The following is a 26,449-nucleotide window of genomic DNA, read 5'->3' on the forward strand; positions in this document are numbered from 1 at the left end:
CCGCGTCGACGATCTTGCCCACGGCATCCGTCAGCATGCGGGCGCTTTCTTCGTCCAGCCATTCGGTGCGTATCATCCGGAAGCCCAGGGCCAGGCTGAAATGCCAGTCCAGGTCGAAAATGCGATAGGCGTTGCCGTTGGACGGACAGTGCCATTGCACGCCGGGGTCTTCAAAGGCCGCGCCGATGAAATCGACGTGGTCGTCGAACGGCGTCATGTCGGACACCGGTTCGCCGGTTTCCGGCAAGCTCGGCACTTCCAGGTTCTCGCCCACTTTCACGGCTGGATTCGGGGCGTCGTAGGCCAACAGCATCAAGCCGAATTGCTGCGGCTCGATGTCATAGGTTTGCGCGGCATGCGCGCTCAGGAATTCGCGAGCGCCAGGCCCCAACCGATAATGCGGGCTATGCCAAGTGCTGCCTTCGTCCTCGAGGAAGGTGCGGTCTGGCTCCACGCCGTGACGGGTCAGCAGTTCAAGCGTCTGCGCAATGCTGAAGTCCGGCTCGGCCCGCGCGGCGGCGGGCAGGCCGCCGCACCCTTCGTACAACGCCAAGACGTCGGCGGGGCTGCGCATCGCGTCGTCGTAGCGGTAGGGGCAGTCAAACGTGCGCGCCAGCGTCAGGCTCAGATTGACCAGCGCCCGCAACGGCACGTTGCAACCGAACGGAGGCAGCACGATGCCGGCGTCAAGCAATTGCGATTCAAGCCTTTTCCAATCCGGCGCAGGCAGGTGGGGATAACGCGGGAACAGAAATTGGTGGTGTTCAGACATGCGCGGCGTCCAACAGGGCAGGTTCCGTCATCGGCCCGGGTCCGCCCATGTGATGCGGCTGCCGGGAGGGCACGGGCGTCAGCCGGCGGATGACCTCCAGCACGTCCGCCGGCTCGGCGGGCTTGCGCAAATAGGCGGCATAGCCATCGCAGGTCACGCTGATTTCATGTTCCGGCCGGCCGCTCAGCACCAGGACGGGCGTGTCGCTCAGGTAGGCGTTTTCGCGCATGGCGGTGAGTAGCGCGGCGCCGTTCATGCCGGGCATGGAGAAGTCGGTGACGACCAGATCGGGGCGCACGTCAAGCATCTGCTTAAGCGCGGTCAGGCCGTCGGTATGGGTCGTGACGTCATAGCCTTCGATGTGCAGGAATTCGCGCAACATGTCGACGAGCATCGGCTGATCGTCAACCAAAAGTATTTTCTTCATGGGGTTCAATGCCACGTACTGCAGCGTTTGTGTTTCTGGCCGGGCCGTGGGAAGCCGCATCCTAGGGCATGCGCGTCGTTCTCGCGTGTCGCAATTGTATCGGGAGTTAACCCGCGCAGGCCTGTGCTTAAATTCGTTTTGAACCGCGCGCCGCATCGCGCAACAAGGACTCCGGAGCCCGACATGCCCATAGATTTCGATCTGATCGAGAAAGGCTTTATGGAGATGCTGCGATCGCAGCCCGCATTCACGGGCTGGAAGAAAAAGCGCAAGCGCTGCTTGTGGCGTGCGCTGGGCGATGTGGAGCAAGGCGTCGAGTTGATCCGCTACAAGGCGTCTTTCGAAAACACGCAATGGGTATCGTTGGCCATGTATGTGTCGGTGCCTTGCGAGCGGGAGTGGCCGGTGTATGTGCCCACCGAGATCTGGGACAAGGGCCGCCTGTATCGCCGGGCTTATCTGGTGCCCGGCCAAGGCCTGGCCGATGAGCCCACCTTTGCCAGCGGCGCCCTGCTTGCCATCACCTCGCCGGAAGAATTGGCTACGTGGCTGGAGACGCTTCCGGACGATATCGACAAGCATGTCGTCTCGTGGTTCAAGCAATACGAGACGCTGGAAGCCGCCTCGTATGAATACCAGATCCCGCGCTGGCGTCTGGAACAAGCCGGCCTGCTTCCGAGAGCGCCGGAACGTTAGGCGCGGACGGCGCGCCTGTCGCCATGCCCGGACAAGAAGCGCGTTCTCCCTGCCGACGCGGCCTGGCGCAGAAAGCGATTGAAACCGCTTATACACACCGTATCCCAGCCTGCGGGACTGACACACACCTGAAGTGATAACTTGCTTTCCAGATGTTTGATTTCTGGTTCAAGCCGTCAGGCACGGCCGCATTGCAGGCGCGGCCCGCTACAGGAGAATAAAAAATGGCTATTACGAAGCGAATTGTCCAAGCGGTTCTTGCTGGGGTGCTGGCATTGGGTTTCAGCATGACCGCGCAGGCCGACAAGCAGACCCGCAATACGGTTATCGGCGCCGGGTTGGGCGGCGTGGCCGGCGCATTGTTGTCGGAAGGGGACCCCTGGGCCACCGTGGGCGGCGCCGCCGCTGGTGGCCTGTTGGGCCACGTCATCACCGGCGACGATGACCGGGGACGGCGCCGGCACGACTGGGACCGCGACCGCGGCCGCGACCATTCCTACAAGCGCGCGGGCTACCGAGGCCACGACCGCTACCGCGGCGATTCGCGTTCAAATTGGCGGCATCGCCATTGATCCCTGCCGCCCGGACGGGAATCGGGCGGCCTAGTAGGGCAGCGGAAAGCGCCGGGCCAGGTCGGTCGCCTTTGCGCGTATGGCGGATTCGGTGCCTGGGTCGATAGCGCCAGTGCGCAGGTCGCCCAGCACGGCCAGGATCATGTCGCCGATGGTGTTGAACGCGTCGGTCCCCATGCCGCGGGACGTGCAGGCGGCGCTGCCCACGCGGATGCCGGAAGTCACGGTTGGCTTGGCGTCATCGAAAGGCACGGCGTTCTTGTTCAAGGTGATGCCGACCTGCTCCAGGGCCTGTTCGGCCCGATTGCCCGCCACTCCCCAGGGCCGCAGGTCGACCACGCCCAGGTGGCAGTCCGTGCCGCCCGACACGATAGACAAGCCGCCGGCCGCGAGCCGGTCGCATAACGTTTGCGCATTGGCGACCACGGCACGGACATAGGTTCGGAACGACGGTTGCAGGGCCTCGCCCAGCGCCACGGCCTTGGCCGCCACGATGTGCATCAGCGGCCCGCCTTGCAGGCCTGGGAACACGGCCGAATCGATCTTCTTCGCGATCTCGCCGTCGTTGCAGAGAATCATCCCGCCGCGTGGCCCGCGCAGGGTCTTGTGTGTCGTGGTTGTCGTGACGTGGGCATGTGGCACTGGCGACGGATAGACGCCGCCGGCGACCAAGCCGGCGAAATGCGCCATGTCGGCCATGAAGATCGCGCCCACGTCGTCGGCGATGGCGCGGAACCGCGCGAAGTCCAGCGTTCGCGAATAGGCCGAGCCGCCCGCAACAATCAGCTTGGGCTGCTCACGCCGGGCAATGCGTTCCACCTCGTCCATGTCCACGCGCTGCGATGCCGGGTCCACGCCGTAGCTCAGGGTCTGGAACCAACGGCCCGACATATTGACCTTGGCGCCATGCGTCAGATGCCCGCCGGCCTTCAGGTCCAGGCCCAGGATTTTGTCGCCGGGCGTCAGCAGCGCCAGGTAGACCGCCTGGTTTGCCTGGCTGCCGGAGTGGGGCTGCACGTTGACGTGCGCGGCGCCGAAAAGCAGCTTCGCCCGCGCGATCGCAATGTCTTCCGCAACGTCGACGTTCACGCAGCCGCCGTAGTAGCGGCGGCCCGGATAGCCTTCGGCGTACTTGTTGGTAAACACGGAACCTTGGGCGTCCTGCACCGCGCGGCTGGCGAAGTTCTCCGATGCGATGAGTTCGATGGATTGCATCTGCCGATGGCGTTCGGCGTCGATGGCCGCCCAGATGTCCCGGTCGGCCTGGGGCAAGGCAAGGGCGCTGATGACGGGCAGCGGGCCGTCGGGAAGTGCAAGGTGCGTCATGATGAGGGCGTGGTGTCGAAGAAAGTGGAATTCTAGGATTGGCGTGGCATAGCCGTTCATGCCACATCCGGAACAACAGGCAGACCACTTTTTCGACCGGCCACGCCACGCCGGCCCCGTCTTTCGTCAGGGAAAAAACAAAAGAAAGCCGTAGGTGATGAACAGCGCAAGGTGCATGGCGCCTTGCATGACGGACGTGCGCTGACCGTTGAACGTCAGCATGCCCAGCACGAGCGTCAACGCCAGCAGCACGGTTTCCAGCGGGGATATCCCCATGACGACCTGCTTGCCGGTTATCAGTCCGATGACCAGCACGGCAGGGACGGTCAGCCCCACGGTAGAGACGAACGCGCCCAGGCAGAGGTTGATGGCGCGCTGCATTTCGTTGTTCAGCGCGGCCTTGATGGCGGTCAGGGATTCCGGCGTGAAGACGATGATGGCGATCAGCACGCCGCTGACGGCCACTGGCGCGCCGGCGGTCGCCACGCCGTAGTCGATGACGATGGCAAGGTGGTGCGCCAGCAGCACGATCGGGATGATCATGCCCAGCAACAGCAGGCTGCTGGTCAGGATGGCGGCCCGGTCGCCGGTCGCGGCGGGCGCGCCCTGCGATGGGCTTATGGACGCTTTGGCGCGCGCGGGCACGGCCATCATGCCGGGGCGCGGTTGAATGAACAGCCGGCTTTCGCTGCGCATCTGAAGCAGCAGGAATACCGCATACAGCGCGGCGGTGACCGCGGCGATCGTCCAGGCTTGCAGCGGCGCGAACTCGCCCGCGCCCGACAGATAGTTGGGCAGCACAAGCGCTGTGCCCGTCAGCAGCGTGATCATCGACAGGTAAGCGTTGGCGCCCTGGGCATTGAACTCTTGCTCGCCATGCTTCAAGCCGCCGGCGATCACGCAGATTCCCATGACGAGATTCACGATGATCATCATCACGGCAAAGATGGAGTCCCGGCCGATGGTCGGGAATTCGCCCGGCCCAAGCAGCACCGACGCAATGAGGATGACCTCGATCGAGACGATGGAAAGCGTGAGGATCAGCGTGCCGTAGGGTTCGCCCAGTTTGTGGGCAAGGAGGTCCGCTTCGTGGACCACGCCGAACGAGGCGGCGACGATGGTGAAGAAGAGCACCGCGAAGCAGGCTGCCGCGGTGGCCGGCGTAAGCGGCTCGGCAAGCCATGTGCCGCCGTAGACCGTGAAGGCAATGACGACGAGCCAGGCCCAGCCAAGCTTCAACCAGGTAGTGTTGGGAATGCCATTGACGCGCATCGCTGTTCTTTCCATGAAAGATAAGCGGGGTCGTCCCCGGTGTAGACACGCGCCGGGCAGGTCGTCCTGGCCGGCGAGAGCAAGATGGCTCGGTCGCTGGAATTCTACCCGATCAGAACGCCGCGATCCCGCTTCCGCGGTCCGCCGACGGCGTCCGCTTGTCGCGCTTGCGGCGACGAACGCCCCTTACTGCACCGTGGTGGGCGTGGCGGCGCGCGAGGACTGCGCGGGCATGCGTTCCAGCGTCAGCGTGCCGGGCGTGCTGGGCGAAGGCCGCACCACCGCGGCATTGTTGGTGCTGTTGGCGCCCAGGTTGGGCAGGTCCGCCGGACGGGCGGCCACCGTTGCAAAGGGGCCGCCGCCGGCCGCCGGCACGCCGTCCAAGGTCAGCGCGCCTGTCCACTGGCCGTCGTGGCGCGACAGCACTTGATATTGCTGCGGCGCGCCCGCGGTGCGCGCCACCACATACAGCGTGCCGTCGATGATATTGAGCGCGGGCGGCGATGCCGCCAGGGCGTCCAGCTTGAGCGGCTTGCCGTGCTCGATAAGCCAGAGCGGGCCGCCCGCGCGTTCCAGCACCGCCAGGACGACATTGCCTTGCGCATCGGCGCCGATGGCCGGACGTCCGATGTAGGGCACGCCCATATCGGCGGCGGCGCTCCAGTCCATATCAAGATCGGTGGTGTCGCCGGCTTCAATCAGCTTGATCAGATGGTTGTTGCCGCGCTGGCGAAAGTAGAGTTCGACACGGTTCTCGTGGTTGCGGATCGCGGCCAGGCCGCCCGCGGCTTCGGGCGCGGGGACGCGGCGCCAGCCTTGCCATTCGGGGCGCTGGCCCTTGGCGGCCGGCAGTTGGCGCGTGTAGAAGAGTTCACCCGCGCCGGCCGATGCAAAAACGACATAGCGCCCATCGGCGCCGCGCGCGGCGGCCGGGGCGCCCGTGGCGCCGTCCAGCGGCGGCAAGTCCTGCCACGTGCTCCAGCTGCCATCGATGCCCGACGGGGTGATCCAATGGAGCACGCCGTCGTAGCCCAGTGCCACGGCGGCGGCTTCGCCGCGCGGCGCGACGGCGGGGATCTGGGTGACGCGCAGCCCGCCCAGCGCTTGCCAGCCTTGCCAGGTGCCGTCGTGGCGTTGCTTGTTCGCCCAAACGCCGCCCAGCGGATCGCGGGCCATCAGGCCGGCGGTGCCGTCGGCGTGGGTGAACGAGACCAGCGGGCCGCTGGTGCGGCCGCCCAGGCTCTGCCAGCGGCGCTGGCTGGAATCCCAGCGGTTGACGGCGGCATTGGTTTCGCCGGCCGCGAACACCACCAGCCCGCCGCGTCCGTCCGGGTACAACTGCGGCGCGATGTCCTGACGCGAGACGTAATAGGCGCGCTGCACCCACGCGGCGGCGGGCCCGGCGGGTTCTTTGCAACCGGTCGGGCCGGCGCAATAGTGGTAGTCGTTCCAGGCGTAGTGCTGGAAGATCACCGACTTGCTGGCGATTTCGGTATCCGCCAGATTGGTGGCGCGTTCCTGGCTGGGATAGTCGATATAGCCGGTCTCGGCATAGTTGCCGGGCACGCGCAGCATGGCTTCGCGTACCAGCCGCGCGCTGGCGATGTGGTCGGGATGCCCATGGCCCGCGCATCGCCAGCACAGTTGCGTATAGGGCACGACCATCGTGTCGTCCAGGTGCCGCACCGTGGTCGGCTTGTACTGGCGAATCAGGTCCGCCAGGGTGTCGATCAATTGTTCGCGCGTGTAGACCTGGGGGTAGGGGCCAAGCGTGTCGACACTCTGTCCGGGTTCGGACTCGGTTCGGCTCAGCGGCGTCAGGCTGCCCCAGCCCTTGCCCAGCCAGGGGTCTTTCAGGCGCATGTGCCACAGCTGCACGCGCGGATTGTCCTGCAGCGTGAAGCGTGCGATGGCGCGGCCGCCCGCGGTGCCGGCGTCTTCCTTCCATTGGTCGGGTTTGTGCGCCATGTAGGCGTACGCAGCGCGGATGCCGCGTTCGCGGCCCAGCATGTAGCCGTCGCCTTCTCCCGCGTCGCTGGCGGTCAGGTAGACCACCCGCACGCAGCCGCCGGCCTCGATATTCGAGGCGATGTCCGGGTTCATGAACAGCAGGTCGTCGTCCATATGGGCAACGAAGGCCAGGTCTTTGATGCCGTGGCATTGCTCAAGCGTGGGCGGCGAGGCCAACGCCGAAGCGGAGACAACAAGGGCGGCTGCGCAGAATAGCGCCCGGCAAACGGGGCGCATAAAGGCCATCAAAGCTGGCATAAATAGGCGTCGCTTAAAAGGCGCGGCGCGGCAATGTGTTTTTGGTTTGGCGAGTATAGCGGGCAGGTGTCGCGTGCCGTCTAGCGAACCGGAACAGAGTGTTGGATACGGTGTCAGACTGCAATTGGGGGACGTGGCGGGGGGGGCGGCGGGGGTGGTGGCCCATCGGTCCGTCACCTTTATTTTCGCCCTATGTGGCTAGTCCGCCGGCGCCCACTGCCCGGATGCCGGCTTCACCTGTGCCCGCGCTCCGCCTTGCCACACTTGCTCTTCCTTCAGATGCGCGGCCCCGTCCGGGTCCACATCGAACCGCACTCCCAGCGCCTGCGCCACGCATGGCGCCTCGATCGGCAATTCCCATGTCAGGAACAGTTGCCAGAGATCTTCGCCGGATGCGAAGTCGGTGGCATCGAACCCGCTTGCGTCGCGGCGGATCACGGCATGTGGCTGGCAGGTGTCGAAGACGATGGCGGTGCCCCGCGTAAGCGGGATGCGGTGGCCGGAACCGGGGAAGTGCACATCCAGCCCTTTGTCTTCGCTCAGGAACAGGTTGCAGAAGGCCGCGCCGCCGTACTGTTCGCCGTCGTGGTGGTACCGGGCGCCGCGGCACGCCATCAGGGCGATGTCGCTGTTGGCCAGCACGTCGCCCAGTCCCCGTGCGCGCGTCCAGTCGGCCATGGCCTGCACGCAGCGCTTGTAGTCGGGCCAGCGCACTTGGGTCCGCGCCAGCGGCATCTGTTCGACGTCGCCGGGCTCCAGCAGCAATCGCGTGGTGATCTCGCGGTGCCAGTCGGCGATCAGGCGTGGCGGCGGCGCAGGCACATCGACATTGCCCGACAGCACGTTGCCGCCCACGCTACGGCTGCGCAGGGTGTCGCCGCTCCAGAAATACGAGGTCAGGAAGGTGTCGGTCATTTCGCGGCCTTGGCCGGTTTCAGCGACGCGAACGCGGCTTGCACGCATTCCGTCATTTTCCTGGCCAGCGTGCCGACCGGAAAGTGGTCGGAGGTGACGGCATAGCTTGGGAACTCAATCTTCTCCGAGAAGGGAATCTCGCGCAATTCGGGCATCTTCAGCGCCCGCGACACGACCGGATTGACGATCGAGACGCCCAGCCCCTTGCTGACCATCGAACAGATGGTCGTGGCGTAAGGCGTTTCAATGGACAGGATTCGGGTGTCGTCGGGAAAGTGCCGGTCCACCGCCGCGCGGTTGAAACTGCCCGCCGGCAGCGAGATGAAATTCTCGTCATTGAAGTCGGCGGGCTTCAGCATTTTCTCGCGGGCCAACTTGTGCCCCGCCGGCACGATTCCCACGCCGTGCGCCGCATTGATCCGTGCGAAATTCAAGCCGGGAATATCCGCCTGGATGGATGAGAATCCGATGTCGCAAAAGCCGGTGGCCATCCACTTCGCCACCACGTCAGATCCGCCCGTGCTGGCCACGACGGGGATGTCCGATACCGTTTCCCGGAACAGCCGGATGGCGTCGGGCAGCACGCATTGCATGATGGAGCCCACCGCGCCCACGCGCAGCAGCCCTGTGCCGCGACGGCGAATGGAGCTGGCGCTGTCGTTCAACGATTCCAGGCCGATGAACGCGCGTTCGACGTCGGCGTAGAACGCATCGGCTTCGGGCGTCGGGATCAGCCGGGTGCCGACGCGTTTGAACAGCACGAAGCCCAGCGTGCCTTCAAGCAGCGCGATCCAGCGGCTGATGTTTGGCTGCGACGTATGCAGCAGACCGGCCGCCGTGGTCATGGAGCGCGTCATCATCACGGCGCGAAAGGCTTCGACTTGCTTGAAGTTCATCGGTCAATCCAAAAACGTCGCAGGAATAATCATATCAATTTTGTATTTGAAGCCGTAAATATCTGATTTGACGCATAAGTTGGCGCGGACGGAGACTACCGTTTCCCTGTTCCCCACCCGGACTGAAATGGAATCCAAAGTCAGCAGCCGCCTGAAGCAACCGCTTGCCGCGGAAGTGCTTCAGCACATTTTCCTTCCGCGCTTGAATCGCGAGTTCTTCGCCAATTTCGAGATGCTGAATCAGATCAACCTTGCGCATCTGGTGATGCTGCACGAGCAGGGCATTCTGGATCGCGATGCGTCGATCCGGCTGGCCGAGGGCTTGCGCAAGATGCAGGCGGACGGGCCGGACATCGTGGAACTGGACCCGGCGCGCGAAGAGGCCTACTTCAACTACGAAGCGCATTTGATCAAGCTGGTTGGGCAAGAGCTGGGCGGGCGCTTGCATACCGCCCGCAGCCGCAATGACATCGGCGCCACCATCGACCGCATCCGCGCTCGGGATTTCATCGCCCGGATCGCGACGGCCCTGATGGACGTTGCCGATGCGGCGCTAACGCAGGCCGGCAGGTATGCCGACTGCGTGATGCCCGGCTACACGCACATGCAGGCCGCCCAGCCGATCACCTACGGCTATTACCTGTCGGCGCTGGTCGATGCCTGGTTGCGCGACGCCGATCGCCTGCTGCATGCTCTGGACACCACGGATGCATCTCCGCTGGGCGCCTGCGCGCTGGCGGGCACGTCGTTCCCCATCGACCGCGACGCCACCAGCGCGATGCTGGGGTTCAGTGGGCCGTTGCCCAGTGCGCTGGACAGCGTCGCCTCGCGGGATTTTGCGCTGGAACTGAGCGCCGCGCTGTCGATCATGATGATCACCAGCAGCCGGATGGTGCAGGACTTCTATATCTGGTCGACGCCTGAATTCGGCTTGCTGTCTTTTCCGGACAGCATCGCCAGCACCTCCAGCATCATGCCGCAGAAGAAGAACCCGGCGGTGTTGGAATACCTGCGGGGCAAGACCGGCCACCTGATCGGGCTGACGTCGGCAGCCTTCGCAACCGTGAAGTCCACGCACTTCACGCACTCGGGCGACAGCAGCCGAGAAAGCACGCGCACGTGCTGGGAAGCCTGCGAAGAAGCGCTGAGATCGCTGGCGCTGATCCAGCTGCTGGTTGAACGCGTCGAGCCGAACCGTGCGCGCATGGCGGCGCGCGCGGCAGAGGATTTTTCAACGGTCACGGACCTGGCCGACTTGTTGGTGCGCAAGGCGGACGCGTCGTTCCGGGATGCGCACCACATCATTGGCGCCGTGGTCCGGCAAGCATTGGAAGCAGGCATCCCCGCCAAGGACATCACGCCAGAGATGGTCAACGCCGCGGCGGCCCAACAGCTTGGCCGGCAGGTCGCCCTGTGCGAAACCGATATCCGCGCTTGCCTGGATCCGGTTCGCAATGTGGCGGCGCGCCAATCTTTCGGCGGCCCCGCGCCCGGCCTCGTGCTAGGGCGGATCGACCAGCAGAAAACACAGCTGGCCGGAAAGCGCAGCGTGATCGCCAAAACGTTGCAGCGCGTGGCCGATGCGCAGGATCTGCTGCGGCAACGCGTGCAAACGCTTGTGTCATCCGAGCCGGGGCCTGCCGTCCGGCAAGCCTGATCGGCCATATCCAACCAAGGGGAATTCAATCATGCTGAAATTTGCCGCGGCGGCTGCTGTCGCCATTGGAATAGGCGCCGGCGCCCCGGCCCGGGCACAGACCCCGGCGCAGCCTTATCCGGCCAAGCCGATCACGATGGTTGTACCGTTTGCCCCGGGCGGCACGGTGAACCTGATGGGACGCCTGCTGGCCAACCGAATGTCGGAAGTGCTGGGCCAGCCCGTCATCGTGGAAAACAAGCCGGGCGGCGGCGGAAGCATCGGTGCGAACTTCGTCGCCAAGGCGCCGGCCGACGGCTATACCCTGCTGCTGGCGACGATGGGGCAGCAGTCGATCCAGCCCTTGCTGACCCAGAACCTGCCGTACGATGCCATCAAGGACTTTGCGCCGGTTGCGCTGTTTTCCACGGTGCCGAACGTGCTGGCGGTATCGGCCGACCTGCCGGCGAAGACCGTGGCGGAATTGGTCGCCTACGCCAAACAGCATCCCGGGAAACTGAACATGGCATCGGCGGGCATGGGGTCCGTCAACCACCTGACGGGCGAATTGTTCATGTATCGCTCGGGCGCCAAATTCGAGCATGTACCGTACCGCGGTGCGGGTCCGGCCACGGCGGACCTGCTGTCAGGCCAGGTGCAGGTACTGTTCGCGAATCTGCCGAACGTGCTGGCGTACATCAAGCCGGGAAAAGTACGCGTCCTGGCCGTGGCCAGCCAGCAACGCAGCGCCGCGATTCCTGATGTGCCGACGTTGGCGGAGGCGGGCGTGAAGGATGCCGTCGTCGAATCCTGGTACGGCGTCATGGCACCCGCCGGCACGCCTGCCGACGTGATCCGCAAGCTGCAGGACACGGTCGTCGATCTGGCCAGGGACCCGGTCATGATCGCCCATCTGGCCGAGCAGGGCGCGGTGCCGTTCCCCGGCACCAGCGCTGACCTGGCCAAGCTGTCCGGTGAAGAGACCGAACGCTGGAAGCGCATCATCGAAAGCGCCGACGTCCAGACGAACTGATCAGCCGCCGCGGTGGTCGTTCGCGGCTTTCTCGCCGTCGCCGCCGCCCATCGACGCGCGCATGCGTTCGATCAGATGCCGTTTCAGGGCGGCCAGGGCCTCGTCCGTCCAACCCTGTGCGCCCGTCACGGCCAGCCAGGCATCCGCGTAATGCTGCGGCGCGTACACATGGCCGTAGCCGATCGGCGTGTGGGTGCTGACGGACATGTCCAGCGCCAGTTGCAGCATGGTCACGACAGGCACCCAGCGCAGGTCGGGCGAGACGTCGGGGCCGTAAGGCGGGTCCATCCAGGCGGGGCGCCGGTACAGGTCGCGATAGTCGAAGAACGTGACGGCATCGCTGGCGTATTGCAGGTAGACGATGCGCATCGGACCCCACGGAGCATCGGCGGGCACGGGCGATCCGTTCTGGTTCATGAAGCGCACGAAAGCCCCATCGCGTAGTTCGGGCAGCCAGGCAGGCGAGCCCGGATTGCGGGCATCGGTGACCGCGCGCCAGACCCGGCTTTCAAACGGCGGGCCACTCCAGAGCGCGCCGTGAATCGGGTCCCCGATCATTTCGAAGAGTTCGGCGGACCGGGCGGAGTTCATGGCGCCCAGGCTCAGGCCATGCAGATACAGCCTGGGCCGGTTGTGCTTGGGCAGCGCGGTCCAATAGTTGTAGATTTCGGCGAACAGCGCGCGTGCGGCTTCCGCGCCATACTCGGGCTGGGCCAGCAGGGACAGGGGGCTGGACAGGTAGGAATACTGAATGGCGACGCTGGCCACGTCGCCGTGCAGCAGGTATTCGACGGTGTCCATGGCCGCGGGATCGATCCATCCGGTGCCCGTCGGCGTCACCACCACCAGCGCGGACCGCTGGAACGCACCCACGCGCTTCATCTCGTCCAACGCCAGCCTGGCCCGTGCCCGTGCCGTGTCGGCGCCAGGCAAGCCCACGTATACGCGGATGGGGTCTTGCGCGTCGCGCCCCGTCTGGGCGCGGATGTCGGCGGCGCTGGGGCCAGACGCGATGTACTCGCGGCCCGCGCGGCCCAACTGCTTCCACGCAATCAGCGAAGCCGGGCTGCCTGTCTTGGCGGCGTCGGCGGGTTGCGGGCGTTCTGGCTCCATCAGCGCGTCGTACTCGCGGAACGAGGCGTCCAGCACATGCAGCGCCGCGCGAAAGAACACGTTGTTGGCCAACGACCAGAAAAGCAGGATCGCGATTGCCGCGCCCGTCACATTGGCGACTCGCCGCGGCACCACGCGGCGCACTTGCGCCGACACGGCGCGCGCCACCCGCTTGAATAGCCGGCCCAGCGCCAGCAGTGCGAAAAATGTGACCAGGGCCGTCGCGCTGACCTTGAAGGGGTGCGCGCTGGTCACGGGCTCCATCTTCATCAGGGCCCGGATCGTGTTCTGCCAATCGGCGGCACGCCACAGAAACAGGATCAGCACGGACAGGCACAGCGCGGTGATCAGCGCGTTGGTGATGCGTGCCGCGCGGGCCCGGGGTTCCGGCAGTTCCAGGTAGGCCCATAGCCAGTGCCACAGCACACCCAGCCCGTAACCGGTGGCCAGGCAGGCGCCGGCCAGTACGCCCTGAGTCACATACGTGCGGGGCACCAGGGTAGGCGTGAGCGACGCCGCGAAAAACAGCGTGCCCAGCAGCAGGCCGACGCCGGACAACGATTCCAGGTGCGATCGGAAAAAATCGGGCAGGCGGCGGGCGGGGCCGTGTGGCGAAGGCATCGTCCGGTCAGTCCCGATCCGGCGCGCCAAGCGGGAACAGGGGGCGGAACGGCCGCGCTTCTTCAACTGCCCGGGTGAACGAGGGCCGGGCAAGCAGCCGGGCGCGGTACGCGCGCAGGACCCCATGGGTTTCTGAAATGGGATGCGTCCAGTCCGCGTAAAACAGCGCCGGCGCGGCGGCACAGTCCGCCATCGAAAAATCCGGGCCGGTCGCCCAGGCCCGGTCGCCCAACTGCCCGTCCAGCCAGGCATAGGCCAGTTCCAGTTTTTCCGTGGCAAGCGCCAGGCCTTCCCGGCGCTTGGCATCGTCGCCCGTCAGCGCGCCATTGACCGCGTGCTGTACCCAGTTCATGACGTGCAGGTCAAAGAACCGGTCCAGAAAGCGCACGTCGAGCGCCGCAACCGGATCGGCGGGCAGCAGGCGGACGGGGCCGGGATGGGCCAGCTGCAGGTATTCGATGATGATGCTGGTTTCGGCGACGTTGCGCGCGCCGTCCACCAGCAGCGGGAACTTGCGCAGCGGCCAGCGCTGCAGCCATTCGGCGGCGTGTTGCGGCGTGTCGGGCCCGATACTGCGGAATTCGAAGGGAGTGCCGTTCTCGTACAGCGCGATCAGCACTTTTTGCGTGTAAGAGGAAAACGGATGGCCGTAGAGCGCAAGCGACATGACGGGGTCTCTCCTGATTCGGTCGGCCTTTATTATGCAAGCGGAAGCCGACTACCGGGCAAAACAGGCGGCCGGATAATTGTTTCCACCAGACGGACGGCCGCCGTTTCCACGGTGCCGGATCGGCGCAAAACTAATACAGTGTTCGATAAGCCGAAGGCAAGGTCGCCTTGGGACAACATGAAGTCTGGATACCAAGACGGGAGACGGGATGGATACGATAAGCAAGCAGGGCGCCAGCGTGCGCGAGCAAGTCAGCGCAACGGAATGGCAAGTCCGCACCGATTTGGCCGCCTTGTACCGGCTGGTGGCGCTGTTCGGGTGGGACGACCTGATTTTCACGCACATCACGGCCAAGGTGCCGGGCACCGAGCATTTCCTGATCAACCCCTACGGGATGATGTTTGACGAAATCACGGCTTCCAGCCTGGTGAAGATCGATCTGGACGGCAACAAAGTCATGGCGTCGGACTACGACATCAACCCGGCCGGCTTCACCATCCATAGCTGTATCCACGCCGCCCGCAAAGACGCGATGTGCGTGTTGCACACGCATTCCATCAACGGGGTGGCCGTGTCGGCGCAGAAGGCCGGGTTGCTGCCGCTGTCGCAGTTCGCGTTCATCGCGTTGCGTTCGCTCAGTTATCACGACTACGAAGGCCTGGCGTTGAATCCGGAAGAGCAGCCCCGTCTGGTGCATGACCTGGGCAGCAACAACTACCTGATCCTGCGCAACCACGGCTTGCTGACGGTGGGGCAGACGATGGCCGAAGCGTTCCAGGCCATGCATCGCCTGGAAGCCGCCTGCATGGCCCAGGTGCGCGCGCAGGCGGGCGGCGGTGAACTGATTTTCATCCCGCCGGAGGTCCTGGCGCGGGCGGCCGTGGAATCCCCGGCTGACCGGGCGCACAAGGCGGCGCTGGCCTGGCCGGGCTTGCTGCGCCGGCTGGACAGGAAGAACCCGGGCTACGCGGAGTAAGCCGCGCAGACGGCGCCCGTGGGGCGCCGTCTGTCGTGGGCGGGCCTTGGCGCTGGCGTTATGGCTTCGCCTCGGGCGAGGCTTGCAGGAATTCGGCGCAATCGGGCAGCGGCGACGCCGGCGCATACACCGAGCCATCGGCATTCCACTTGTAGGTCACCGTATAGCTGCATTGTTTGTCGACGGCGGGCCTGGCCTGCGCCTTCGTCGGCGCCGGCTTCGCGCCGGAATCGGCGTAGCGGCTGGCGTTCGCGGGCGCGCGGGTGGCCTGCGTGGTTACCTGCAAGTCGGGATACTCGACCCCGGCGGCCGTCTTCGTGCCAGCCTGGGGCTTCAACTCGGCCTTGAACTGATAGGCGTCGATGCAATGGCCATCGCGTTTTTTCTGGTCCGCTTCGTTGAAGCAGGATCGGATGCTCGCTTCGGCGGATAACGGCATGATGAACACCAGATTGCTGGCGGTCTGCTCGCCAAGGCTCACTTCAAACAGGTAAAGATCCTTGCGGCTGAAGCTGCCGCCCGAAAATGACGTTTCCAGTTCGTACTCGGGTTCGGCGGGGCCCACCACGCCGACCAGCGCGCGGTCTTCGCTCATGCGGATCAACTGCGGCCAGACGGTGAAACCGGAAAAGTCCGGGACGTCGGGCAAGTCCCAGAACGCGCGGTCCGCGCGCAGCGTGCGGCTGGTGGCGAAGGGGCCGTTCGTCTCGAACGACCCGTCGGTCTTGATGCCGACGCACCAATCGGCCTGCGCATTGCAGAGAAGCTTGTTGTCTGCATTCCGCGTCAACGGCTCGACGTCGGGTTGCGCATTGGCCGCAACCGGCAACGCGATGGATATCAGCAAAGCCAATACGCTTTTCATTGTTATTCCTGTGATTGCGGAAATGCCCGGCGCATTATTGCGTGAATAGGAATATTCCTATTTTTAATGAGTGAGGAAGGCTGACAGGCTGTTTCAGGCAGATTGGAAGACTGACGCGGAACTGAATGATATGGTCTGGGTTCCAACTTGTGCCAGTGCGCCCTGGGCGCGCGGGCATCTCCCCTGTCATAAGGAACTCTGATGAAGTCGATTCCGTCTTTGCTGGGCGCCGCCGCGCTGATGTTGACCCTGCCGGCCGCCGCCGCGCCGGTGACCTACGACCTGGATCCCGCCCACACCTATCCCAGTTTCGAGGCCGATCACATGGGCGGCCTGTCCACCTGGCGCGGCAAGTTCAACAAGTCCAAGGGCGTGGTGGTGCTGGACCGCGAAGCGCGCACTGGCACGGTGGAAGTCACGGTGGACATCAATTCCGTGGACTTCGGCCATGACGAAATGAACCAGCACGCCGTTGCGCCCGACATCTTTGACGCCGCCCGCTATCCCACCGCCACCTTCAAGGGCACATTCACCAAATTCGATGGCGACCGCCCTGAAGAGGCCACGGGCGACCTGACCCTGCGCGGCGTCACCCGGCCCGTCAAGATGGAGATCGACGACTTCAAGTGCATCCAGCACCCCATGGAAAAGCGCGAAGTGTGCGGCGCCGACGTGTCCACGAAGTTCAGCCGCAAGGACTTTGGGCTGAACTTCGGCCTGGACATGGGGTTCAAGCCGGAAGTGGAGTTGAATATCCAGGTGGAAGCCGGCCGGCGTCCTTGAGCCGCTACGTACCATCCATCCGACATTTTGGCGTGGCGGCCGGTGATTGTTCAGGGGCCGCCCGGTGCGTAGGCGCTTACCGCCGGGCGACGTCCAGCACCGCTTCGGCGAACGCCTGCGGCGCCTCTTGCGGCAGGTTGTGCCCAATGCCACCCGTGATGTCGCGGTGCTGGTATTTGCCGGTGAACTGCTTGGCGTAGCCGGCGGGGGGCGGATGTGGCGCGCCGTTGGCGTCGCCCTCCAGGGTGATCGTCGGCACCGTGATCTTCGGCGCCGTGGCCAGGCGCTTTTCCAGTTCGTCGTACTGCGGTTCGCCGTCAGCCAGCGCCAGGCGCCAGCGGTAGTTGTGCACCACGACGGCCACATGGTCCGGGTTGTCGAATGACTGCGCCGAACGCTGATACGTGGCGTCGTCGAACTTCCACTGAGGCGACGCCAGCTGCCAGATCAGCTTGTTGAAGCCGTCGCGGTTGGCGGCGTAGCCCGCCGCGCCGCGTTCGGTGGCGAAGTAGAACTGATACCACCATTGAAATTCCGCCTGTGGCGGCAACGGCTTGCGGTTGGCCTCCTGGCTGCCGATGAGATAGCCGCTGACCGACACCAGGGCTTGGCACCGCTCGGGCCACAGCGCGGCCATGATGTTGGCGGTGCGCGCGCCCCAATCGAAGCCGGCGATGATGGCGCGGTCGATCTTCAACGCGTCCATCAGCGCGATGATATCGACGGCCACAACCGCCTGTTGGCCGTTGCGGGGCGTGTCCGCCGACAGGAAGCGTGTCGTGCCATAGCCGCGCAGGTAGGGAATGATCACGCGGTAGCCGGCGGCCGTCAGCCGCGGCGCCACCTCGGCGAACGCGTGGATATCGTAGGGCCAGCCGTGCAGCAGGATGGCGACGGGGCCGGCACTTGGGCCGTGGTCCACATAGCCCATGTCCAGGTTCCCGGCACGAATCTGGCGGATGTCGCCAAACGGTGCCGCGCCACTGCCGGCTGCGGGGGGCGAAGCGGCGGGCGAGGTGGCTTTGGCCAGTGCCGTGCCGCTTACGCCAAGGTTCAGCAGGCTGACGGCCGCCAGCGCCGAAGTGCTGGCAAGCAGGCGGCGGCGTTGCGGATCGATTGGGTGCTTCATCGTGGAGACTCCATGAAAGGTTCGCGGGTGAGGGGCTTGCTGCGAACGATTTATAGAGGCTCCGCAAAGGCGTTGGGTGTCGGAATGTACGAGCCCCGGACGTGGATACAGTGCGATTCAAATCCCCCGGGCCGATCCGATCAGTCGGGAATGTCGGGTTCCACCAGCGGTGCCAACTGCGCCAGCGATTCCTGCCAGCCCAGGTAGCACATTTCGGGCGGAATGACGGCCGGGATGCCTTCTTGCTTGATGCTGATGTCGGTGCCGCACGCGACCTTGCGCAAGGTGATCGTGGTCTGCATCTGGCCCGGCAGGTTCGCGTCGTCGAACTGGTCCGTGTAGCGGATTTTTTCGGACGGGACCAGTTCCAGGTATTCGCCGCCGAAATTGATGACGGTGCCAGTCGAAAAGTTGCGGAACGACATCTTGTGGCGGCCGCCTACCTTGGCGTCCAACTGGTGGACCTGGCAGGTGAACCCGTAGGGGGGCAGCCATTTCGCGATGGCGTCGGCTTCAAGGAAGGCGCGGTAGACGCGTTCGGGGGAGGCGCGCAGGACGCGATGGAGGGTAACGGTTCCGGTAGTCATGGTGTGTCCGCCTTGGAATGAGAGGGTCGTACTCATACGACGTTCAGAGGACAACGAAATCGACATGGCCGGCGTTAGTGAAAACCCCTAATTCTGTAACCGTCCGATGTACGCCGACAACGCTTCGGCATGCCCCTGTCCGGCGCGCAGGCCGACGTGGCCATCGGCTCGGACGACCACCAGCACAATGCCGCGCACGCCCAGTGCGTGGGCGATGTCCGGCGCCAGGTAAGCATGCACCCCGGGCACCCCGGTATTCGCGGACAGGACGAACACTTGTTCGATGATGGCTCCGTCAGCCAGTGCTTCCATGTCGCGGCGCACCTGCTCCAGGGCATCCTCGGGTGTCGCGGCGCAACCGATCAGCACGGCGGTGTGGCCCTGGCGGCCAGTGCAGGCATGCAGGTGGCCGACGCCGCCCGCCGCGAACGCCAGGGGAATCTGATCAGGCAGACGCTGGCCCGGCCAAAGGGCGTCGTGCGGATCGCCCATGACGATGGGGGATCCTGCGTAGTCGATATCAAGCTCGGCCTCCGCGACCGCTTCGTGGTGCCGCGAGGCAGGATCGGCAAAGACCGTCCGGATCGCCACATCCCGTTCGCGGCGGGCGCGTTCCCCTTTGAGCATCTGTGCGCGTTCGGCGGCATCGCCCGAGGCCATTACCTGGTCGGCCACCGGGCGCCGTTCGGCGTGATAGCTGTCCAGCAGCGCGTCGGAACAATGTCCCTGGCAAACCAGCGCAAGCTTCCAGCCCAGGTTGTAGGCATCCTGCAGGCCGGTGTTCATGCCATGCCCTTGCGCCGGGCTACAAGTGTGCGCAGCGTCACCGGCCAGCAGCACGCGGCCCGACCGGAAAGTCCGGGCAACCTTGGTGTGGCAATCGAAGCGCGTGGGATGCGAAATCTGGTCAAAGCGCGCCTCGGGCAGGTAGCGTTGCAAGGTGGCCAGCGCGTCGGCGACCAGATCGGATTGCGCCGAGCGGGGCCGAAGGTAGACGCGCCAGCGGCGGTCCGGCAGGGCCGTCAGGATGACCGGCGTGGGATCCAGATAGGCGTAGTTGGCTTCAAAGGACTCCGGCCATGCCGGGATGGCAGCATCGAACACGGCCCAAGGCTGGTGGATGTCGTGGCCATCTTGTTCGATACCCATCAACGTGCGGACGGTGCTGTGGTGTCCGTCGCATCCAACGACCCATTGCGCGTGGACCTCTGCCCGCGTGCCCCGCTGATCGATCGTGGCCGTCACGCCATCGGGTTGGGCCGCCAAGCCCACCAGCGTGGTGGCGCGCGTGACCGCGCCGCCGTGTGCAACGAGATAGTCGTGGAGGATGGATTCGGTGACTTCTTCCGAGATGCCGATATTGAAGGGATACCGGCTGCCGCACAGCGACAGGTCAATGTCGCCCAGCACGGCCCCATCGGCGTGAATACGGGCATGGCGCTGTTTGACGCCCAGGCGCAAGAGCGGGTCGGCGATGCCCAGTGCGTCCAGTATTTCGATTGATCGCGGATGCACGACGGTGGCGCGGTCCCAATCCATGGGCTGCTCGTGCGCGTCGATCAGCAAGCACTGGACGCCTCGCCGAACCAGCTCCACGGCGGTGAGCAGGCCGGCAGGGCCCGCGCCTACGACCAGAACGGTTGTCGCGATCATCATGGATCTCCCTGTGCGGGGTGGTCATCGGCGGGGGGGGGCGTGCGTTACGCGATTCGCGTCTGGCGAAATTAGAGCAAGCGCGATGCCGCCGTCAACGGTTCCGAAGTGCGCCGCATGGCTGAGGATCGGAAGACCGGTGCGGGCATACCAGACGCCGGCGCCATGAAAAAGGCCGCGGGACTAACGCCGCGGCCTTGTTCAATGGTGCGGCGTCAGGCCCGCACGTACTCAGGTGACATCAATACGCGCCCATGTAGTCGCGCTTGCCGACTTCGATGCCGTTATGGCGCAGGATCGCGTAGGACGTCGTGACGTGGAAGAAGAACTGCGGCAGGCCGTAATGCAGCAGGTAGGCGCTGCCCGACAACTTCTTTTCTTTCGGGGTGCCCGGGCGCAGCACGATTTCCAGGGACGCGCTTTGCTCGAACTGTTCCGGCTTGAAGGAGCCGACATGCGCCAGGGTCTTGGCGATCAGGGCCTGCAGCTCGGCGAACGAGGGTTCGCCATCGGGCCACGACGGGACGTCCGCGCCGGCCAGGCGGGACGCGATGCCCTTGGCGAAGTCAGCGGCAATCTGCACCTGGCGCGATAGCGGAAACATGTCCGGGAACAGACGCGCGCCCAGGTAGGCGGACGGGTCGATGTTCTTTTCGGTGGCGTGGGCTTCGGCCTTCTTCAGCACGTCCGACAGGGCGGACAGCATTTGCTTGATGACGGGGACGGAAGCGTCGTACATAGGACTGGTCATGAGGGGGCTCGCAGAATGGGTGAAGCGGGCGCGGGGCAACCCGCGCGGCAGGCCCAAGACTACCAGCAATCGGCGACAGGATGGCGGCTTGCAGGATCCCTGCGGTCAGGGCCTTCAATGTGGCGGCGACGCGGGTCGAGCAATCCAGTTTGCGGAACACGCTTTCGACGTGGGCGCGCACCGTGCTGGACGCGCGGCCTGGTGCAAGGGGGATTCCTGCGCTGCCGGGCCCATGCCCAGCAGCGCGCCGTGCCGGCGGTTTGTCTGCTACCACTCAAATGTACTTTTTATGTTCCGTATTTCTTTGAAATAGCCGGGTTATCCCTAGTAATAGGGCTCCTTTCGGGCGCGTTATAACCATGTTTGTATTTTTTTTGTATTTATGAACATGAAAATAGCTCTGATTGGATGTGGGGAAGTGGGCGAATGCTATGCGCAGGCGTGGGTGGCCGGCGGGCATTCCATCGTCGGCATCTGCGAACTGCGGCAGGACGCCGCGATGCAGGCGCGCGCGGCCTCGCACGGCAGCGTGTTGCACGCCGAACCCGGCCCCTGGCTGGCGCAAGCCGACATCGTGGTGTCGGCGGTCTTTGGTCACGCGGCGCTGCAGGTCGCCGCGCAGGCGCTGCCGCATCTGCGCGGCGACGCGTCGTATGCCGATTTCACGACCGCAAGCGCGGCCGACATGCGCGCTGCCGCCGACATCGCCGCGCAACGCGGCGTGCCCTTTACCGACGTGGCAATCATGGGCGCCATTGCGCTGCTGGGCGCGCGCACGCCGCTGTTGTGCGCCGGCACGGGCGCACCGGCCGTGGCCGCCTTCACGCTGGCTTGCGGCGCGCCCGCGCAGGCGATCGAGGGCCAGGCGGGCGATGCCGTCCGCCTCAAGCTGTTGCGCAGCATCCTGACCAAAGGCATGGAAAGCCTGGCCGTCGAATGCCTGGTCGCGGCCGAAAGCATGGGCCTGCGGGCGTCGTTGTACGAAGTGCTGTCCGACATGGATCGGACGCCCCTGACGACATTCGTCGACTCGTTCGTGCGTTCGCATGTGTTGCATGCGCCGCGCCGTCTGGCCGAGGTGCGCGAAGCGCGCGAGCAATTGGTCGAGGCCGGCTTGCAGCCGCTGGTGCTGGATGGCGTCGAACGGCTCTTCGCCCGGACAGCCAAGGGTATCGAAGCGGCGCGCGACGCAGGCTCGTTCAACGTGCCCGATTCCGTCGCGGACCGGCTGGCATGGCTGACGCCCCTGGCGCGCCAATCCTGAATCCCGCAGAGCGGCCCCGAAGAGGGCCGCGACATTCCCGAATACAAGTGAGGAAGACAATGACATCCGTAAAGACTTTGCTGGCGTCGGCGCTGCTGGCGGCTTGCGCCGTGGCCAGCGCGGCCGATATGGGCTCGGCCCCCATCACGCTGATCTCTCCGTTTCCCCCGGGCGGGGGCACCGACACCTTGACCCGCATGATCGGCTCGGCCATCGCGCAGGACACGGGCTGGAACATCGTGGTCGAAAACAAGCCGGGCGCGGGCGGCAACCTGGCGCTTGACGCCACGGCGCGCGCCAAGCCCGACGGCCACACGCTGGTCATGGCGCAGACGGACAATATCGTGCTGAACCCGTGGCTCTATAACAAGCTCAGCTACGACACCTTCAAGGATTTCAAGCCGGTGGGCCTGGTGGCCTCGTCCCCCAGCGTGTTCGTGGTGGTGCCGGAATCCCCCTACAAGACGCTGGACGACGTGGTTAAGGCAGCGAAGGCGCGGCCGGGCCAGGTGTCGCTGGGCATCCCCGGCATCGGCGGCAGCGGCGACCTGATCGGCCATCTGTGGCGCAAGGCCGCGGGCATGGAGCTGATGCACGTGCCGTACCGTGGCTGGTCGCAGGCGTTCCCGGATCTGGTCAGCGGCCGCATCGACCTCTACACCGGATCCGTGGCGTCGCTGCTGCCTCAGATCCGCGGTGGCAAGGTCCGCGCGCTGGCCGTGGTGGCGGACGCCCGTTCGCCCGCCTTGCCCGATGTGCCGACCTTCGCGGAAAGCGGTTTCAAGACCATCAATCAAACGATCTGGTGGGGGTTGATGGCGCCCGGCAAGACGCCGGATGACGTGGTCGCGACGCTGAATCAGGCGCTGAACAAATCCCAGGCGCAACCGGACGTCGTGAAGAAGCTGGAAGACTCGGGCTACAGCGTCATGACGGGCACGCCGGCGGACCTGGGCAAACGCCATCGCGCCGACCATGACATCTTCGGCAAGGTCGTGCAGGAAGCCGGCATCCCGAAACAATGATCTTGCGAATCCCCCAGTTCAAGCACCAGGAGACCCCTAATGACCGGTTTTGATATCCATCCGCGCAAGCGCGCGGTCGCCAGCGAGTTTGTCGAGAAGTTCCGCAGCATCCCCGTCGCCAACATCAGCGACTGCATGTCGCGCATGACGGCCGGCGGCGCGCGCCTGCGTCCCATGCATGACGGCCATCCGCTGGCCGGCCCCGCGCTGACGGTGCGCACGCGCCCGGGCGACAACCTGCTGGTGCACAAGGCGCTGGAACTGGCGCAGCCGGGCGATGTGGTGGTGGTGGACGCCGGTGGCGACCTTACCAACGCCATCATCGGCGAGATCATGACGACCTATGCGCAGACACGCGGTCTGGCCGGTATCGTGATCAATGGCGCGATCCGCGATAGCGGCACCATCCGGCGCGGCTCGTTCCCGGTGTACGCCGCCGGCGTGACGCACCGCGGGCCGTACAAGGATGGTCCGGGCGAGATCAACGCCGTCATCGCGCTGGACGGCATGACGATCGAGCCGGGCGACCTGATCCTGGGCGACGAAGACGGCTTGCTGTCCGTGCCGTATGACCTGGTGCCCGCCCTGTATGAAGCCGCCTCGGCCAAGCATGCGGCCGAAGAGCAGATGCTGGCGCAGATCGCCGCCGGTACGCTGGATACCTCGTGGATCGACGCCCGGATGAAGGCGCAGGGCTGGAAGCCCTGAGCCGGCGGCGTTAAGGCGCGCCGTCAGGCCTTGGCGATGCCCAGGCGGCGCAGGAGCCGGTCTTTGACGGCGCCGCCATAGGCCCACGACAGCACCGCCAGCACCAGCATCGCCACCGTGAAATAGGCGCGCGCGGCCATCGGTACCGGATTCAGTTCCGCGATGGTCCGCATCGGCTCATAAGACGTGAAGTCACTGGCCGCCAGCACGCTGAACAGCAGGGCCAGCACGGGCCCCGTGAAATGCGGACGTTCGCCCCGTGTCGCCGGGTCGGCGTGGAACGACCAGCGCAACAGCTGCACCAGATGGACGGCGACCGTGACCAGTGGAATGGCTACCGCTAGCAGCAGGACGAAAAGGGCGACGAGGATCTGGGGCGAATACATGAAAGCGAATAGTGGGAAAGGCGGAAAACCGCGGCCGGGATCACGCGTCTGACGTGTCGGCTGGCGGCTTGCGCTGGCTGCGGAAAAGCAGGTGCGTCGTGGTCAGGTGAAAGCGCATGGCGATGTCCGCGCATCCCGGATCGCGTGCCCGCAGTGCGGCGATGATCTGGCGATGGTGTTCCACGCTGCGCAGCATGTCGTCGTGCGTGTAGAAGTAGAACGAGCCGATGATGATCGGCATGTCCAGCAGGTTTTCCACCATTGTTCGCACCCGCGCGGATTGCGCTGCATCCAGCAAGGCGTGGTGGAAGAGGTTGTTGCAGTGTTGGACGCGCGCCACGCGGTCGGTGTCATCGGACAGGATGGCGGCCAGCATGCGCTCGTTGATCTGCTCAAGGTGGTCGATCTGTTCGGGCGTGGCGCGCTCGGCAGCGGTACGCGCGGCATAAGGTTCAAGCAGCAGGCGCAGTTCGAACGCCTCGTTGATGTCGCGGTCCACCCAGCCCAGCACCACCGCGCCGCGCCGACCCTCACGCTTGACCAGGCCATCGGTAATCAGCCGTTCGATCGCGCTGCGCACCGGCGTGCGGCTGACGGAAAGCTCGGCCGCGATGTGCTCTTCGCGCAGCCGCTCGCCAGGCAGGAACACACCGGACATCAGCCGTCGGCGGAGTTCCCCGTAGACAAGGTCGCGGGCGCTGGTCATGGTGGCGCGGAATTCCTGAGGGCGCGAAGAGATCCAGACTATACCCGAAGGGGGGCGTGATTTTGCGCGCAAACCGGCCCTTGCGCGACGGTGGCGCGGGCGCGTTTACCCATGCATCCGGACGTCGCGGGGCGACACGCCGAACAGACGCTTGAAGGCCGTGGCGAAATTGGCGGCGCTGGAATAGCCAGCCATGGCCGCGGCCTGGGCGACGCTGACGCCTTGATTCAACAATGCGCGCTGGGCGGCCCGTAGCCGTTGCTCTCGCAGATATTCAACGGCGGACGACCCCGTCAGCGCGTAAAAGCCCTGTTGCAACGCCCGCACGCCCAAGCCGGTTTGCGCGGTCAGGGCGGCCAGACGGCCCGGGCCAGTGACTTTTCCGGCATCGATGCGGGCACGCAGGTCCAGCAGACGCGCGGCGTGACGCGGGTTGATGCGACTGGCCAGCGTACCGGCGCTTTGTCCGCCGGCGGCCGCGGCCAGGGCCACGTGCCGAAGCCCTTCACCCAGCAAGGCCAGACACCGGGATTCCAGCATCAACCGGTCCACGCCGTCCTCGTGGGCGGGAGGACGCGCGATGCGTTGCGCCAGCGTGACGCCGCGGGGCGTGAGCGTCCACGCATGCAGCGCCAGATGCGTCTGTAGAAAGGACTGGATGGCCCAGGTGTCGACGGCGCCCGGCGAGGAGCCGCCGGGAATCAGCCCGCCGTCCTGTAGCCATTGCGGCGCCACTGTCAGCGTGATCGACCGTTCGCGGTGGTTGCGCGCCGCCCGGCGCATGAAGCTGGCGGGTCCGGTCAGCATCAGCAGGCGCGCTTGCAGGCCTTCGCCCGGCGCGGGACCCTTGAGGCGCAGGTGGTGATGGCCGAACTCCAGCTCCACGTCGCCTTGTTCCAGCACGATCAATTTCAAGCCCGGCGTGAGCGTGGAGCGGACGAGGTTGTCGCCGCAATCGCGGACGTCGGCGCGCCGAAGCATCAGGCCGGGCCGCATCGCCAATACCTCGAAGCTGCCTTCCAGCGGGGTCTTGGCGCCCGCGCCATGGCGGGATTCGATATCGTGCGATCCCCCCACGTGCGTCCCCGCCGCCCGCAATTGGTCGGATGAGATCCCGCCCGCCATTTCCGCCCGTTTTCGCGGCCCCGCCATGCTTGCTCCAAAAAAGTGAATACCCCCACGCTGCGCACGCTTCGCGCGCTTGCTGCCCCCCGAGGGGGCTTTTTTGTCTTGGGGCGGCCCTGCGACAAAAAATGCCCCCACGCCGCACCCGCTTCGCGTGGTTGCCGTGCGCCGCCGCAAAGCATCTGGTGCTTTGCGCAAACATGCGGGCCTGATTTCCGTGGAATCATGGGCGGGCTTTCAAATGACCATGAGAATCAGTACCATTATGACCCAA

26 protein-coding genes are annotated in these 26,449 nt (G+C 65.4%); 9 read left to right on the top strand and 17 right to left on the bottom strand.

Annotation, left to right across the window (positions count from 1 at the left end; genetic code table 11):
- The coding region (locus ACE039_RS24855) for a hypothetical protein (RefSeq protein ID WP_485823584.1) at nt 1-772 on the bottom strand (772 nt) is incomplete at its 3' end.
- A complete protein-coding gene (locus ACE039_RS24860; RefSeq protein WP_485823585.1) occupies nt 765-1,199 on the bottom strand; it encodes a response regulator in 435 nt (144 codons plus the stop codon). The genes ACE039_RS24860 and ACE039_RS24855, both read right to left, overlap by 8 nt.
- 183 nt (nt 1,200-1,382) lie before the next feature.
- Here ACE039_RS24860 and ACE039_RS24865 point away from each other — a divergent pair, with 183 nt between their 5' ends.
- Together ACE039_RS24865 and ACE039_RS24870 are read left to right on the top strand one after the other, a co-directional pair.
- Nucleotides 1,383-1,895 carry a hypothetical protein gene (locus ACE039_RS24865; RefSeq protein ID WP_485823586.1) on the top strand — a complete coding sequence of 171 codons (513 nt, stop codon included), beginning with the start codon at nt 1,383-1,385 and terminating at the stop codon, nt 1,893-1,895.
- A gap of 224 nt (nt 1,896-2,119) precedes the next feature.
- Nucleotides 2,120-2,467: a glycine zipper 2TM domain-containing protein gene (locus ACE039_RS24870; protein ID WP_485823587.1), complete on the top strand. Its 348-nt coding sequence runs from the start codon at nt 2,120-2,122 to the stop codon at nt 2,465-2,467.
- A gap of 30 nt (nt 2,468-2,497) precedes the next feature.
- Here ACE039_RS24870 and ACE039_RS24875 read toward each other — a convergent pair whose 3' ends face one another.
- The 5 genes from ACE039_RS24875 to ACE039_RS24895 all read right to left on the bottom strand — a co-directional run bounded on the left by ACE039_RS24875 (nt 2,498) and on the right by ACE039_RS24895 (nt 9,144).
- Complete coding sequence (locus ACE039_RS24875) at nt 2,498-3,793, bottom strand: serine hydroxymethyltransferase (protein WP_485823588.1); 1,296 nt, start codon at nt 3,791-3,793, stop codon at nt 2,498-2,500.
- A gap of 126 nt (nt 3,794-3,919) precedes the next feature.
- Nucleotides 3,920-5,065, bottom strand: a complete 1,146-nt coding sequence (locus ACE039_RS24880) for a calcium:cation antiporter (protein WP_485823589.1) — start codon at nt 5,063-5,065, stop codon at nt 3,920-3,922.
- 186 nt (nt 5,066-5,251) lie between these two features.
- Entirely contained in the window at nt 5,252-7,333 is a 2,082-nt protein-coding gene (locus ACE039_RS24885; protein ID WP_485823590.1) for a DUF8189 domain-containing protein, read from the bottom strand.
- Nucleotides 7,334-7,531: 198 nt separating this feature from the next.
- Complete coding sequence (locus ACE039_RS24890; RefSeq protein WP_485823719.1) at nt 7,532-8,248, bottom strand: hypothetical protein; 717 nt, start codon at nt 8,246-8,248, stop codon at nt 7,532-7,534.
- On the bottom strand, nt 8,245-9,144 hold the full coding sequence (locus ACE039_RS24895) for a LysR substrate-binding domain-containing protein (protein ID WP_485823591.1): 900 nt from the start codon (nt 9,142-9,144) through the stop codon (nt 8,245-8,247). The genes ACE039_RS24890 and ACE039_RS24895 overlap by 4 nt, the downstream gene beginning before the upstream one ends.
- 127 nt (nt 9,145-9,271) lie before the next feature.
- Here ACE039_RS24895 and argH point away from each other — a divergent pair, with 127 nt between their 5' ends.
- Together argH and ACE039_RS24905 are read left to right on the top strand one after the other, a co-directional pair.
- Nucleotides 9,272-10,801 (top strand): argininosuccinate lyase, encoded by a 1,530-nt coding sequence (argH, locus tag ACE039_RS24900; RefSeq protein WP_485823592.1) that lies wholly within the window; start codon nt 9,272-9,274, stop codon nt 10,799-10,801.
- A gap of 31 nt (nt 10,802-10,832) precedes the next feature.
- A complete protein-coding gene (locus tag ACE039_RS24905; protein WP_485823593.1) occupies nt 10,833-11,813 on the top strand; it encodes a Bug family tripartite tricarboxylate transporter substrate binding protein in 981 nt (326 codons plus the stop codon).
- Here ACE039_RS24905 and ACE039_RS24910 read toward each other — a convergent pair whose 3' ends face one another.
- Entirely contained in the window at nt 11,814-13,547 is a 1,734-nt protein-coding gene (locus ACE039_RS24910; protein WP_485823594.1) for an alpha/beta hydrolase, read from the bottom strand.
- Between the two features lie 7 nt (nt 13,548-13,554).
- A complete protein-coding gene (locus ACE039_RS24915) occupies nt 13,555-14,214 on the bottom strand; it encodes a glutathione S-transferase family protein (RefSeq protein ID WP_485823595.1) in 660 nt (219 codons plus the stop codon).
- Between the two features lie 211 nt (nt 14,215-14,425).
- Between ACE039_RS24915 and ACE039_RS24920 the strand changes: the two genes are divergently transcribed.
- A complete protein-coding gene (locus tag ACE039_RS24920) occupies nt 14,426-15,193 on the top strand; it encodes a class II aldolase/adducin family protein (RefSeq protein WP_313463039.1) in 768 nt (255 codons plus the stop codon).
- A 58-nt stretch (nt 15,194-15,251) separates the two neighbouring features.
- On the opposite strand, the gene ACE039_RS24925 is transcribed toward ACE039_RS24920, so the two are convergent.
- Nucleotides 15,252-16,058 (bottom strand): hypothetical protein, encoded by an 807-nt coding sequence (locus tag ACE039_RS24925; RefSeq protein WP_448710365.1) that lies wholly within the window; start codon nt 16,056-16,058, stop codon nt 15,252-15,254.
- 201 nt (nt 16,059-16,259) lie between these two features.
- Here ACE039_RS24925 and ACE039_RS24930 point away from each other — a divergent pair, with 201 nt between their 5' ends.
- Nucleotides 16,260-16,841, top strand: coding sequence for a YceI family protein (locus tag ACE039_RS24930; RefSeq protein ID WP_105556176.1), 582 nt, complete (start codon nt 16,260-16,262; stop codon nt 16,839-16,841).
- 76 nt (nt 16,842-16,917) lie between these two features.
- On the opposite strand, the gene ACE039_RS24935 is transcribed toward ACE039_RS24930, so the two are convergent.
- The 4 genes from ACE039_RS24935 to ACE039_RS24950 form a co-directional block, all read right to left on the bottom strand.
- The gene (locus ACE039_RS24935) at nt 16,918-17,970 is read right to left on the bottom strand and encodes an alpha/beta fold hydrolase (protein ID WP_485823596.1); all 1,053 of its coding nucleotides are present in this window, start codon (nt 17,968-17,970) and stop codon (nt 16,918-16,920) included.
- Nucleotides 17,971-18,110: 140 nt separating this feature from the next.
- Nucleotides 18,111-18,557, bottom strand: coding sequence for an SRPBCC family protein (locus ACE039_RS24940; protein ID WP_105556178.1), 447 nt, complete (start codon nt 18,555-18,557; stop codon nt 18,111-18,113).
- A gap of 87 nt (nt 18,558-18,644) precedes the next feature.
- Nucleotides 18,645-20,213 (bottom strand): FAD-dependent monooxygenase, encoded by a 1,569-nt coding sequence (locus ACE039_RS24945; protein ID WP_485823597.1) that lies wholly within the window; start codon nt 20,211-20,213, stop codon nt 18,645-18,647.
- Between the two features lie 238 nt (nt 20,214-20,451).
- Complete coding sequence (locus ACE039_RS24950) at nt 20,452-20,961, bottom strand: DUF1993 domain-containing protein (protein ID WP_332007458.1); 510 nt, start codon at nt 20,959-20,961, stop codon at nt 20,452-20,454.
- 388 nt (nt 20,962-21,349) lie between these two features.
- Between ACE039_RS24950 and ACE039_RS24955 the strand changes: the two genes are divergently transcribed.
- Genes ACE039_RS24955 through ACE039_RS24965 form a run of 3 tightly spaced genes read left to right on the top strand, consistent with a single transcriptional unit; the run spans nt 21,350 to nt 23,958 of the window.
- Nucleotides 21,350-22,225: a DUF1932 domain-containing protein gene (locus ACE039_RS24955; RefSeq protein ID WP_485823598.1), complete on the top strand. Its 876-nt coding sequence runs from the start codon at nt 21,350-21,352 to the stop codon at nt 22,223-22,225.
- 59 nt (nt 22,226-22,284) lie between these two features.
- Complete coding sequence (locus ACE039_RS24960) at nt 22,285-23,250, top strand: Bug family tripartite tricarboxylate transporter substrate binding protein (RefSeq protein WP_313461068.1); 966 nt, start codon at nt 22,285-22,287, stop codon at nt 23,248-23,250.
- Nucleotides 23,251-23,289: 39 nt separating this feature from the next.
- Nucleotides 23,290-23,958, top strand: a complete 669-nt coding sequence (locus ACE039_RS24965) for an RraA family protein (RefSeq protein ID WP_485823599.1) — start codon at nt 23,290-23,292, stop codon at nt 23,956-23,958.
- Nucleotides 23,959-23,981: 23 nt separating this feature from the next.
- Here ACE039_RS24965 and ACE039_RS24970 read toward each other — a convergent pair whose 3' ends face one another.
- From ACE039_RS24970 to ACE039_RS24980, 3 genes are all read right to left on the bottom strand, one after another.
- Nucleotides 23,982-24,344 carry a hypothetical protein gene (locus ACE039_RS24970; protein ID WP_310031286.1) on the bottom strand — a complete coding sequence of 121 codons (363 nt, stop codon included), beginning with the start codon at nt 24,342-24,344 and terminating at the stop codon, nt 23,982-23,984.
- A 40-nt stretch (nt 24,345-24,384) separates the two neighbouring features.
- A complete protein-coding gene (locus ACE039_RS24975) occupies nt 24,385-25,050 on the bottom strand; it encodes a GntR family transcriptional regulator (protein WP_448710356.1) in 666 nt (221 codons plus the stop codon).
- 105 nt (nt 25,051-25,155) lie between these two features.
- Complete coding sequence (locus ACE039_RS24980; RefSeq protein ID WP_485823600.1) at nt 25,156-26,202, bottom strand: helix-turn-helix transcriptional regulator; 1,047 nt, start codon at nt 26,200-26,202, stop codon at nt 25,156-25,158.
- Nucleotides 26,203-26,449 lie beyond the last annotated feature (247 nt).

The organism is Achromobacter maghribensis, from assembly GCF_057334215.1.